This is a genomic window from Streptomyces sp. SL06 (assembly GCF_058244745.1).
On sequence record NZ_JBSYOT010000002.1, the window covers coordinates 2,012,561 to 2,023,843 of the forward strand.

The window sequence follows — 11,283 nt, forward strand, 5'->3', positions numbered from 1 at the left end:
GCCCTTTCGTCACGGGCCGCTGTGACTTCGTGCCATCCAGAGTGGCGGGTTCCACGGAAAATTGAACTTGCGTTTCACAGAGTGAGACGCGAGTATCGTTGCATGGACAACAGTAGCGGCGTCGGCGTTCTGGACAAGGCGGCCCTCGTCCTGAGCGCTCTGGAGTCGGGCCCGGCCACCCTCGCGGGGTTGGTCGCTGCGACCGGACTGGCACGACCCACGGCTCACCGCCTGGCCGTGGCGCTGGAACACCACCGCATGGTGGCGCGCGACATGCAGGGCCGGTTCATCCTCGGCCCGCGCCTGGCCGAACTGGCCGCGGCGGCCGGCGAGGACCGGCTGCTGGCCACGGCGGGCCCGGTGCTCACCCACCTCCGCGATGTCACGGGGGAGAGCGCGCAGCTCTACCGCCGCCAGGGCGACATGCGCATCTGCGTGGCCGCGGCCGAGCGTCTGTCGGGTCTGCGGGACACGGTCCCGGTCGGCTCCACGCTCACCATGAAGGCCGGCTCCTCGGCGCAGATCCTGATGGCCTGGGAGGAGCCCGAGCGCCTGCACCGCGGTCTGCAGGGCGCCCGGTTCACGGCGACTGCGCTGTCCGGCGTGCGGCGCCGGGGCTGGGCCCAGTCCATCGGCGAGCGGGAGCCGGGCGTGGCGTCCGTCTCCGCTCCGGTGCGCGGCCCCTCCAACCGTGTGGTGGCCGCCGTGTCCGTCTCCGGCCCCATCGAGCGGCTCACGCGTCACCCGGGCCGTATGCACGCGCAGGCGATCATCGACGCCGCCGGTCGTCTCTCCGAGGCGCTGCGCCGCACGGGCTGACCGCGCCCACCCGGCCGCCCGCATGGGAACGGGCCCGCCTCAACGCCGCGGCGGACCCCGCTCCCTTCGTACACCCCGCTTCCGATACGGGAGTTGACGCATCGCGCAACGCCGAAGGGGGCCCTCGCCGAAGCGAAGGCCCCCTTGGGACTCAGGTACCCCCGACCGGATTCGAACCGGCGCTACCGCCTTGAGAGGGCGGCGTGCTAGGCCGCTACACAACGGGGGCGTGGATCTTGCAAGCGCTACATCGCCGCAGATCCGAGCTGGTCTACCAGGACTCGAACCTAGACTAACTGAACCAGAATCAGTCGTGCTGCCAATTACACCATAGACCAATGTGGTTTAGACCAGTTCGTACCCCCGACCGGATTCGAACCGGCGCTACCGCCTTGAGAGGGCGGCGTGCTAGGCCGCTACACAACGGGGGCCCTAGCGATCCTGCATCGAGGACAGTGGGAGCTACCCGGGCTGCCCTCGCGGGAAGGATCTGTACCCCCGACCGGATTCGAACCGGCGCTACCGCCTTGAGAGGGCGGCGTGCTAGGCCGCTACACAACGGGGGCTTTGCGGAAGTGCTCCGCGGCGCAGATAAGCTCTGCGAGCTGGCCTACCAGGACTCGAACCTAGACTAACTGAACCAGAATCAGTCGTGCTGCCAATTACACCATAGGCCACTGGAACGCAAGCCCCGGAGGGGATTTTGTTCTAGCTTCGCGCTCCCGGTTTCCGGCCTTTTCAGGTCCGCTCCCCGGCGGCGCAGGAAGAACATTACCCGAAGGTGGACGGGGCTCCAAAACGGGTATCGCCGCCGAGGAGCGCCGGGAGTTCGCGGAGCGAGGCGATACGGCGCGGCCCGACGGGCGGGTCGACGGCCGCGTACACGCCGCCGCGGTCGATCCACACGGACAGCAGCCCGGCGTCGGCGGCGCCGCGTCCGTCGATCTCCGGGTGGTCGCCGACGTAGGCGACCTCGGGCGCGTCGAGGCCGAGGGCGTCGCAGGCGGCGAGGAAGGCGCGGGGCTCGGGTTTGGAGACGCCCAGCTCGGCGGCGCACAGGATGGCCTCGAAGCGGTCGTGCACACCGAGGACGCGCAGCTTGCGGTCCTGGACGGTCAGGCTGGAGTTGGAGAGCACGGCGTGCCGGTGGCTGTCGGTGAGGGCGTCGAGGACGGGCAGCACGTCCGGGAAGAGGGACCAGGCGGCCTCGTAGTGCGTGACGTAGCGCTGGAACCAGTCGTCGGCCTCGGCGTCCGTCAGCTCGGGCCGGCCCAGGAAGACCCGGGCGCGGTCGCGCCGCTGTGTGACGAAGTCCACCTCCCCGGCCGCGAACCGCGCCCACTGCCGGTCGGTGATCTCCCGCCAGCGCGCGAGGGCCCGCTCCGCGGAGCCGTACCCGGCGAGCAGGCCCTCGGCCACCAGGTGGGCGCGCATGCCCTCGCGGTCGGCGGTGGTGTAGTCGAAGAGCGTGTCGTCGACGTCCCAGACCACTGCTTTGATCGGCATGGCACCCAGCCTAGGCGGCCGGGTAACGCACGAGGGCGGCGGCCTCCGCGGCCGCCGCCCTCCTCATGTGCCTGGGTTACGCCGCGAGCCTCGCCAGCGCCGCGTCGATCCGGGTCAGGGCCTTCTCCTTGCCCAGGACCTCGAGGGACTCGAAGAGGGGCAGGCCGACCGTGCGGCCGGTGACGGCGACGCGGACGGGGGCCTGGGCCTTGCCGAGCTTGAGGCCGTGGGCCTCGCCGGCGGCCAGGACGGCCTCCTTGAGGGACTCGGGGGACGTCCAGTCGGCCGCGTCCAGCTTCTCCCGGGCGGTGCGCAGCAGGGCGTCCGAGCCCTCCTTCATCGCCTTGGTCCACGAGGCCTCGTCGGTGACCGGCTCCGCAAGGAACAGGAAGTCGACGTTGTCGGTGATCTCGGAGAGCACCTTGAGGCGGGTCTGCGCGTGCGGCGCGATCGCCTGCCACTTGGCCTCGTCGAAGTCCTCGGGCGCCCAGGGGGCGACGGGGGCCTTCAGCCAGGGGCGGCAGCGCTCGGTGAAGTCCTTGGTCTCCAGGAGGCGGATGTGGTCGGCGTTGATCGCCTCGCACTTCTTCAGGTCGAAGCGGGCCGGGTTGGGGTTCACGTCGGAGATGTCGAAGGCGGCGACCATCTCCTCGATCGTGAAGATGTCCTGGTCGGCGGAGAGGGACCAGCCGAGCAGGGAGAGGTAGTTGAGCAGGCCCTCGGGGAGGAAGCCGCGCTCCCGGTAGAGGTTCAGGCTGGACTGCGGGTCGCGCTTGGAGAGCTTCTTGTTGCCCTCGCCCATGACGTACGGCAGGTGGCCGAAGGCGGGGATCTCCTTGGCGAGGCCCAGCTCGATCAGCGCCTTGTACAGGGCGATCTGGCGCGGGGTGGAGGAGAGCAGGTCCTCGCCGCGCAGCACGTGGGTGATCTCCATCAGGGCGTCGTCGACCGGGTTGACGAGCGTGTAGAGGGGAGCACCGTTGGCGCGGACGATGCCGTAGTCCGGGACGTTCTCCGGGAGGTAGGTGATCTCGCCGCGGACCAGGTCCGTGAAGGTGATCGCCTCGTCGGGCATCCGGAAGCGGACGATCGGCTCGCGGCCCTGCGCCTGGTACTCCTCGACCCGGGCGTCGTCCAGGTCACGGCAGTGGCCGTCGTAGCCGGAGGGCCTGCCCGCGGCGCGGGCGGCCTCGCGGCGGGTGTCCAGCTCCTCCTGGGAGCAGTAGCACCGGTAGGCGTGGCCGGCGTCGAGCAGCTTGTGGGCCACGTCCCGGTAGAGGTCCATGCGCTGTGACTGGCGGTACGGCGCGTGCGGGCCGCCGACCTCGGGGCCCTCGTCCCAGTCGAAGCCCAGCCAGCGCATCGCGTCGAGCAGCTGGCCGTACGACTCCTCCGAGTCGCGGGCCGCGTCGGTGTCCTCGATGCGGAAGACCAGCGTGCCCTGGTGGTGCCGGGCGAACGCCCAGTTGAACAGGGCGGTGCGCACCAGGCCCACATGGGGGTTGCCGGTCGGGGAGGGACAGAAACGTACGCGTACGGGGGAACCGGGTGCGCTAGCCACGCTTGACAACCTTGTTGGTGAGAGTGCCGATGCCTTCGATGGTGACGGCGACCTCGTCGCCGACGTGCAGGGGGCCGACGCCGGCCGGGGTGCCCGTGAGGATCACGTCGCCGGGGAGCAGCGTCATGGCCTCGGTGATGTTGACGATCAGGTCCTCGATGGAGTGGATCATCTCGCTGGTGCGGCCGAGCTGGCGCTGGCCGCCGTTGACCGTGAGCTGGATGGTCAGATCGTTCGGGTCCAGTTCCGTCTCCACCCAGGGGCCCAGCGGGCAGGAGGAGTCGAAGCCCTTGGCCCTGGCCCACTGCTTCTCGCGGCGCTGCACGTCGCGGGCGGTGATGTCGTTGGCGCAGGTGTAGCCGAAGATCACGTCCTTGACGCGGTCACGCGGGACCTCGCGGCACATGCGGCCGATGACCACGGCGAGTTCGGCCTCGTGGTGCAGTTCCTCGGAGAAGGAGGGGTACTGGATCGCGTCGCCGGGGCCGATGACCGAGGTGGACGGCTTGAAGAAGGCGAACGGCGCGTCGGGCACCTCGTTGCCGAGTTCGCGGGCGTGCTCGGCGTAGTTGCGGCCGAAGGCGACGACCTTGTTGGGGAGCACGGGCGGCAGGAGCCTCACCTTGCTCAGGGGCACCTTGGTGCCGGACAGCTCGTAGTCCGCGAACGGGATGCCCTTGATGATGTCGAGGACGAGCTGGTCCGGCTGGTCGCCCTCGACCGCGCCGAAGGCGACGTTCCCGTCGATGGAGAACCTGGCGATGCGCACGGGTTGCTTGGCCCCTTGACTGAGCTGGCTGAAGTCTGACGCTCCAGGCTAACGCGGCAAGGGGCGGGCGCCTCGCGCGACCGGACCGCGCCCTGCGGGAGGGGGGTGCCGGTGGTCGTCGCGCGGGCGCCCGGGTGACAACTGGGGCGGCCGGCCGACTGAACGGCCGGCGGCCGGGTGACGTACTACTTCGCGGCGGAGGCCGCCGCGACCGGGATCTCCATGAGGACCGTGCGCCGGGGGTTGGCGGTCTGGGCGGGCAGCTCGACGGCGTGCTCCGGCTGCTCCCGGGTCCGCAGGTCGTCGGCGTCGTCGAGGTGTGCCAGCGTCGTGCGCCGCGGGTTGGCGATCTTGTGGAACATCGTCGTCGTCTTCACGGTTGTACAAGGCCCTGTCGTGTCCGGGCGCCCGAGGGGCCGCAAAGGCCTCTGCGAAGGCGCGAGTTGTCGGTTTTGCCTTCTCTGTAAAGCGTCAGGCTAAACATGCACTTCCCCGTCAACCCGTGGAGAGTCTGTGATCTAGGTGTGAGTTTCCTCACGTATCAAGACCCAAACCGGTCAATTCAGACTCCAGTGCCACCCCGACGAATCCGACAATGCACGACTGAAGCCATCATTCCGCTCCCGATCATGGCGACTGGGACACCCCTGGAGCACCGTCGACTCGCGGAGGTACGCCCCATTTGCGGTTGATCATCTTCTACGGCTGGTGACTCCCCCCTCACGTGCTGTCACGTATCCCGCGGCCTGCCCCTCGGCCCTTGTTGGAGGCCCTGCACTGTGCTGGAATTCCACGGACCGCCGCAGGATCGACCCGGCGCACAGGGGGCGCACCGAAGCGCCGAGCGGCGGCGAGAAGGGGGAACCAGCGCCGGTCACTCACGACCACCACGGGGGCGTATTCAGGGCGCCCCTATGACGCCGACACCGTGCCCAGCCGTTCACGCGGAGGGGTGCCTGGTCCAGAGGTTGCGACGCTAGTGCAGGGACGTTTCAAGAGGGATGGCAGCGCTTCGGCGGAGCCGGAGCCGCACGGCGGGACTGGCCCCAAGGCCGTCAGCTCCTCGCCCCAGCACGCCCAGAACCCGGGCCAGAACCAGCCGGGCGACGGTGGGGAGCGTGCCGGTCAGCCGACGGGCACGCCCGCTCCCCCCCAGCAGCCGCCCGCGAAGCCGGCCAAGGCCCCGACCGGCCCCGGTCCGCGAATAGCGCTGCGCAACTGGCGGATCTCCACCCGCCTGGTGTCGCTGCTGGCCCTTCCGGTGGTCGCGGCCACCTCGCTGGGCGCGCTGCGCATCAACCAGTCGATGGACGACATCCAGCAGCTCGACAACATGAAGCTGCTGACCGAGATGACCAAGCAGGCCACGGAACTGGCCGCCGCGCTCCAGGAGGAGCGCGACCAGTCCGCCGGCCCGCTGGCCCACGGCTCGAACGTCCAGCGCCATCGCCGTCAAGGGCGACCGGGACAAGACCGACCGGGCCCTGAAGAACTTCCTCGACAACTCCGAGGAGATCGACGCCGCCAGCAAGGACGGCAATCTCGTCGGCGTCCGCGACAGCCTCGTCGGCCTCGCGAGCGACCTGAACGACCTGAACAAGATCCGCGGTACGGCGTACCAGGCGAAGCAGAACTCGACCCAGACCGTCGAGTCCTACCACCGCCTGATCACCCACCTGCTCGACCTCTCGCAGGACATGGCGGAGGCGACCAGCAACCCGGACATGATCCAGCGCACGCGCGCCCTGTCGGCCTTCTCCTCGGCCAAGGAGTACGCGTCCATCCAGCGCGCGGTCCTCGCGGCGGCCCTCCCGGCGAACAACACCAGCAAGGGCGATCTCTCCGAGAACGACCGGCTGTACGCCCAGTCCGCGCTGCAGAGCCAGACCTCCGAGCTGCGCAGCTTCACCAGCATCTACGGCGACGGCGCCGACGACCTCCTCAAGCCGATCTCCGAGGGCAACCCGGTGATCGAGACGTTCCGACCAGTACGCCAGTCGCGCGCTGGGCCGGGTCAACGGCCTCGACGACCTGAAGACCCGGTCCTACCAGGACTGGCTGGACGACAGCTCCACCAAGATCCAGCAGATGAAGAACATCGAGCTGAAGCTGCTGGAGGACATGGAGCAGCAGGCTCGCGAGCTGCGCAACGAGTCCGAGCGCGAAGCGATCATCTCGGGTGTGCTGATCCTGCTCGTGCTGGGCGTGTCCCTGGTCGGCGCCTTCGTCGTGGCCCGCTCCATGATCCGCTCGCTGCGCCGCCTGGAGGACACCGCGACCAGGGTCGCCCAGGACCGGCTGCCCGAGCTGGTCAAGCAGCTCTCCGAGACCGACCCGCAGGATGTCGACACCTCGGTGGAGTCGGTCGGTGTGCACTCCCGGGACGAGATCGGCCGAGTGGCCGCGGCCTTCGACGACGTGCACCGCGAGGCGGTCCGCCTCGCCGCCGAGCAGGCCCTGCTGCGGGGCAACGTCAACGCGATGTTCACCAACCTCTCGCGCCGCTCCCAGGGCCTCATCCAGCGCCAGCTCTCGCTGATCTCCGAACTGGAGTCCCGCGAGGCCGACCCGGACCAGCTGTCCTCGCTGTTCAAGCTCGACCACCTCGCGACGCGTATGCGCCGTAACGGTGAGAACCTCCTCGTCCTCGCCGGTGAGGAGCCCGGCCGGCGCTGGACCCGGCCGGTCCCGCTGGTCGACGTGCTCCGTGCCGCCGCCTCCGAGGTGGAGCAGTACGAGCGCATCGAGCTGGCCTCGGTGCCCACCACCGAGGTCGCCGGCCGCGTGGTCAACGACCTCGTGCACCTGCTCGCCGAGCTGCTGGAGAACGCGACCTCGTTCTCCTCCCCGCAGACCAAGGTCAAGGTCACCGGTCACGCGCTGCCCGACGGCCGGGTGCTGATCGAGATCCACGACACCGGTATCGGTCTCTCCCCGGAGGACCTGGCCGCGATCAACGAGCGGCTCGCCTCGCCGCCCACCGTGGACGTCTCCGTCTCCCGCCGCATGGGTCTGTTCGTGGTCGGCCGCCTCTCGCAGCGCCACGGCATCCGCATCCAGCTGCGTCCGTCCGACTCCGGTGGTACGACCGCACTGGTCATGCTGCCCGTCGATGTCGCCCAGGGCGGCCGCAAGCCGCAGCCCAAGCCGGGTCAGCCCGCCTCGGGCAACAGCGGTCCGGCCGCCGCGCAGGCCGTCGCAGGTGTCGCCGCGGCCCGCCGCGGCGGCGGCCAGGGCGGCAACGCCCTCGCGGGCAACGGCGGCTACGGCGGTGGCGGCTCCGGTGCGCCGGGCCGGCTCGGCGCCGGTCAGGGACCGCGGGCCGCGCTGCCCGGACGCGACACGGGCGGCCGGCCGGGTGCGCCCGGCGGCGCACGCGGACCCCAGTCCTCCGCGGGTCCGGGCCAGCAGAACCGTCCGGCCCCGGCCGGGGCGGGAGCCGGCGCCGGCCAGGCGCCCGGTGCTCCGCAGGCCCTGCAGTCCACCGGCATGAACGTGCCGCAGCAGGGCAACGCAGCGCAGGGCCAGGACATGTTCGGCGGCGCACGCGGTCCCTCCGGACCCCCGCAGCGTGGCAAGCGCCGCAACAACGGCAACGGCGACGCCGAGCAGGGCCGCCGTCCCCAGCTGCCGCCGCGCGGCGGTCCCCGTGCGGAGCTGCCCGGTGGCAACCCGCAGCCCCGCGTGCCCAGTTGGAGCGACGAGAACGCGCAGCCGCCCGTGCCGCGCGCCTCGCTCGACAGCCCGCGCGGCCACGAGGAGCCGGACAACTCCCGCACGGACCGCACGCCGCACTACGACGAACGGCAGGGTCCGGGCTCGACCACCGAGATGCCGGTGGTGTCCCGGTTCGACGAGCCCCAGTCCCCCGCCGCCACCTCCGAGTTCGCCCGGCCCGACTTCGACGCCCCGGCCCCTCGCCAGGACGACCCCCAGAACACGGGCCAGTTCGCGCAGGTCGACCAGGGCCAGTACGACCAGAACCAGTACAGCCAGGGCCAGTACGACCAAGGGCAGTACGACCAGGGCCAGTACGACCAGAACCAGTACGCCCAAGGACAGTACGACCAGGGGCAGTACGGTCAGGACCAGTACGAGCAGCAGGGCGGCCAGGACACCCCGCAGAACGACCAGTTCTCGCGGCCCGAACCGGCCGCACGGCAGCAGGACAGCGGCTCCTTCGTCCGCTCGGACGTCTTCGGCGGGCATCCCTTCCGGACGGGTTCCACCGACCCCGCCTCGACGGACCGGTTCACCGGCGTCCAGGGCTACGACAACGGCTCGACCGGACAGCACAACCTGCCGGGCCGTCAGAACCCGGCCTCCACCGGCCAGTTCGAACGCCCGCAGGTCAACGGCACGCACGGCGGCAACGACTTCCGCGCCCCGCGTCCGCCGGCCCCGCAGCGTCCGGCCCGCCAGGAGCCCACCGGCCAGCACACCAACGGGACCGCCCCGCAGCAGCGGTCGGGAGACGGCTGGGCACTGCCCCCGGCCTCCGGTCCCGGTGACGGACGTACGCCGCTGTACGACACGCTGGAGACCAACTGGTTCCACGGCGACCGCGAGGCGAGGGCCCAGCAGGGCACCCCGGCCGCGGCCCCGGAACCGCCGGCCGCCCAGCCCCAGACCCCGGCGGCCCCCCAGCGGCCCGCCACCTCCGCCTGGCGCAGCTCGCCGAACGACGACCTCGTCCGGCAGGCGGAGCGCGTCAGGCAACCGGCCGCGGGCGGGGTCACCACCTCCGGCCTCCCGCGCCGGGTCCCCCGGGCCAACCTCGTCCCGGGAACGGCCCAGCAGCAGTCGCACCAGAACGGTCCGCAGGTATCGCGTGCGCCTGACGACGTGCGCGGCCGGCTGACCAATCTCCGTCGGGGAATCGCACAGGGCCGTCAGGCCGGTACCAACCAGACCGGCAGCTATCCGCGGCCCACTCACCAGCAGGAGCGTTAGTTGAGCCCGATGAGCCAGGCGGCACAGAACCTCAACTGGTTGATCACGAATTTCGTGGACAACACCCCAGGGGTGTCCCACACCGTCGTCGTGTCCGCCGATGGACTCCTTCTGGCGATGTCGGAAGGCTTCCCCCGTGACCGCGCCGACCAACTCGCGGCCGTCGCCTCGGGGCTGACCTCGTTGACCGCCGGGGCGTCCCGGATCTTCGAGGGCGGCGACGTGGCACAGACGGTCGTGGAGATGGAGCGCGGGTTCCTTTTCCTCATGTCCGTCTCGGACGGCTCGTCCCTGGCCGTCCTCGCCCACCCGGAGTGCGACATCGGCCTCGTGGGCTACGAGATGGCACTTCTCGTCGACCGTGCGGGCGCCGTACTCACGCCCGACCTACGCGCCGAACTCCAGGGAAGTCTGCTCCACTGATCCGCCCCGGCACCACCCGTGTTACCAAATCACCGTCCGGCCGCCACAATCCCCCCACCGGCCTCACCAGACGGCTTGACTGACCGACTTGCTGTCCCGCCCGGAGGATTCATGACCCCGCCCACCGCCTCTCATGATCCGTACGCGGAGCCGTACGAGGACGAGGGCGACCAGCCGCTGGTCCGTCCCTACGCGATGACCGGTGGCCGGACCAGGCCGCGCTATCAGCTCGCCATCGAGGCGCTGATCAGCACGACGGCCGACCCGGCAGCGCTCATGGGGCTGCTCCCCGAGCACCAGCGCATCTGCCACCTGTGCCGCGAGGTGAAATCGGTGGCCGAGGTGTCGGCCCTGCTGTCGATGCCGCTTGGCGTGGCCCGGATCCTGGTCGCGGACCTCGCGGAGGCCGGGCTCGTCGCCATTCACCAGCCTGGCGGCGACGAGAACAACGGCGGTGCGCCGGACGTGACACTGCTCGAAAGGGTGCTCAGTGGACTTCGAAAGCTCTGACGGAGGTCGGGCGACCACCTCCGCGAAGATCGTGGTGGCCGGCGGCTTCGGCGTCGGCAAGACCACGTTCGTGGGCGCCGTCTCCGAGATCAACCCGCTGCGGACCGAGGCCGTGATGACCTCGGCCAGCGCGGGGATCGACGACCTCACACACGCCGGGGACAAGACGACCACCACGGTCGCCATGGACTTCGGCCGCATCACGCTCGACCAGGACCTGATCCTTTACCTGTTCGGCACACCGGGCCAGGACCGGTTCTGGTTCATGTGGGACGACCTGGTGCGCGGTGCCATCGGCGCCGTGGTACTGGTGGACACCCGGCGACTGGCCGACTGCTTCCCCGCGGTCGACTACTTCGAGAACTCGGGGCTGCCGTTCGTCGTGGCGCTCAACGGCTTCGACGGGCAGCAGCCGTACAACCCGGACGAGGTCCGCGAGGCCTTGCAGATCGGTCCGGACACGCCGATCATCACGACGGACGCCCGGCACCGCGCCGACGCGAAGTCGGCGCTGATCACGCTGGTCGAGCACGCGCTGATGGCCCGGCTGCGGTAGGTCCGCCAAAGGTCGCAGCCAAGTCGGCAGAGGCCTACGGCACTTGCCGTAGGCGGCGGCGGAGCCGACTGTGTCCTTTGACACGGTCGGCTCCGCTGTTCATAACGTTTCGGCAGAGGAATCGGGTGGTATCAACACGCGTCGCGGTCGGCTGGTCTCACTGCGCGCACGAACGACCCGTCTTTT

General features: G+C 70.4%; 9 protein-coding genes, 5 tRNA genes and 1 pseudogene. 5 read left to right on the forward strand and 10 right to left on the reverse strand.

The window, feature by feature from the left end:
• The first annotated feature begins 102 nt into the window (after nt 1–102).
• Complete coding sequence (gene ndgR, locus AC4IHM_RS08980) at nt 103–819, forward strand: IclR family transcriptional regulator NdgR (RefSeq protein ID WP_053137572.1); 717 nt, start codon at nt 103–105, stop codon at nt 817–819.
• Between the two features lie 156 nt (nt 820–975).
• Here ndgR and AC4IHM_RS08985 read toward each other — a convergent pair.
• From AC4IHM_RS08985 to AC4IHM_RS09030, 10 genes are all read right to left on the reverse strand, one after another.
• Nucleotides 976–1,048 (reverse strand) — tRNA-Glu (locus AC4IHM_RS08985).
• Nucleotides 1,049–1,085: 37 nt separating this feature from the next.
• A tRNA-Gln gene (locus tag AC4IHM_RS08990) sits at nt 1,086–1,157 on the reverse strand.
• Between the two features lie 20 nt (nt 1,158–1,177).
• A tRNA-Glu gene (locus AC4IHM_RS08995) sits at nt 1,178–1,250 on the reverse strand.
• Nucleotides 1,251–1,312: 62 nt separating this feature from the next.
• Nucleotides 1,313–1,385, reverse strand: a tRNA-Glu gene (locus AC4IHM_RS09000).
• 39 nt (nt 1,386–1,424) lie between these two features.
• Nucleotides 1,425–1,496, reverse strand: a tRNA-Gln gene (locus AC4IHM_RS09005).
• Between the two features lie 94 nt (nt 1,497–1,590).
• Nucleotides 1,591–2,325 (reverse strand): HAD family hydrolase, encoded by a 735-nt coding sequence (locus AC4IHM_RS09010; protein ID WP_490866548.1) that lies wholly within the window; start codon nt 2,323–2,325, stop codon nt 1,591–1,593.
• 76 nt (nt 2,326–2,401) lie between these two features.
• On the reverse strand, nt 2,402–3,886 hold the full coding sequence (gene gltX, locus AC4IHM_RS09015) for a glutamate--tRNA ligase (protein ID WP_490866549.1): 1,485 nt from the start codon (nt 3,884–3,886) through the stop codon (nt 2,402–2,404).
• A complete protein-coding gene (locus AC4IHM_RS09020) occupies nt 3,879–4,655 on the reverse strand; it encodes a fumarylacetoacetate hydrolase family protein (protein WP_490866550.1) in 777 nt (258 codons plus the stop codon). Before AC4IHM_RS09020 ends, gltX begins: the two co-directional genes overlap by 8 nt.
• Before the next feature lie 185 nt (nt 4,656–4,840).
• The gene (locus AC4IHM_RS09025) at nt 4,841–5,032 is read right to left on the reverse strand and encodes a hypothetical protein (RefSeq protein ID WP_490871017.1); all 192 of its coding nucleotides are present in this window, start codon (nt 5,030–5,032) and stop codon (nt 4,841–4,843) included.
• A 748-nt stretch (nt 5,033–5,780) separates the two neighbouring features.
• On the reverse strand, nt 5,781–6,014 hold the full coding sequence (locus AC4IHM_RS09030) for a hypothetical protein (RefSeq protein ID WP_490871018.1): 234 nt from the start codon (nt 6,012–6,014) through the stop codon (nt 5,781–5,783).
• Here AC4IHM_RS09030 and AC4IHM_RS09035 point away from each other — a divergent pair.
• The 4 genes and pseudogenes from AC4IHM_RS09035 to AC4IHM_RS09050 all read left to right on the forward strand — a co-directional run bounded on the left by AC4IHM_RS09035 (nt 5,902) and on the right by AC4IHM_RS09050 (nt 11,097).
• Nucleotides 5,902–9,608: pseudogene (locus AC4IHM_RS09035) on the forward strand (sensor histidine kinase). The gene AC4IHM_RS09030 and the pseudogene AC4IHM_RS09035 overlap by 113 nt on opposite strands.
• 9 nt (nt 9,609–9,617) lie before the next feature.
• Nucleotides 9,618–10,031 carry a roadblock/LC7 domain-containing protein gene (locus AC4IHM_RS09040; RefSeq protein ID WP_005479910.1) on the forward strand — a complete coding sequence of 138 codons (414 nt, stop codon included), beginning with the start codon at nt 9,618–9,620 and terminating at the stop codon, nt 10,029–10,031.
• Nucleotides 10,032–10,142: 111 nt separating this feature from the next.
• Nucleotides 10,143–10,541 carry a DUF742 domain-containing protein gene (locus AC4IHM_RS09045; protein WP_003997626.1) on the forward strand — a complete coding sequence of 133 codons (399 nt, stop codon included), beginning with the start codon at nt 10,143–10,145 and terminating at the stop codon, nt 10,539–10,541.
• Nucleotides 10,522–11,097, forward strand: a complete 576-nt coding sequence (locus AC4IHM_RS09050) for a GTP-binding protein (protein ID WP_055421789.1) — start codon at nt 10,522–10,524, stop codon at nt 11,095–11,097. Before AC4IHM_RS09045 ends, AC4IHM_RS09050 begins: the two co-directional genes overlap by 20 nt.
• Nucleotides 11,098–11,283 lie beyond the last annotated feature (186 nt).

Bases quoted from the DNA above. Each gene is read 5' to 3' on its own strand.
- ndgR (WP_053137572.1), top strand. From the start codon at position 103: ATGGACAACAGTAGCGGCGTCGGCGTTCTGGACAAGGCGGCCCTCGTC.
- AC4IHM_RS09010 (WP_490866548.1), bottom strand. From the start codon at position 2,325: ATGCCGATCAAAGCAGTGGTCTGGGACGTCGACGACACGCTCTTCGAC.
- AC4IHM_RS09040 (WP_005479910.1), top strand. From the start codon at position 9,618: ATGAGCCAGGCGGCACAGAACCTCAACTGGTTGATCACGAATTTCGTG.
- AC4IHM_RS09045 (WP_003997626.1), top strand. From the start codon at position 10,143: ATGACCCCGCCCACCGCCTCTCATGATCCGTACGCGGAGCCGTACGAG.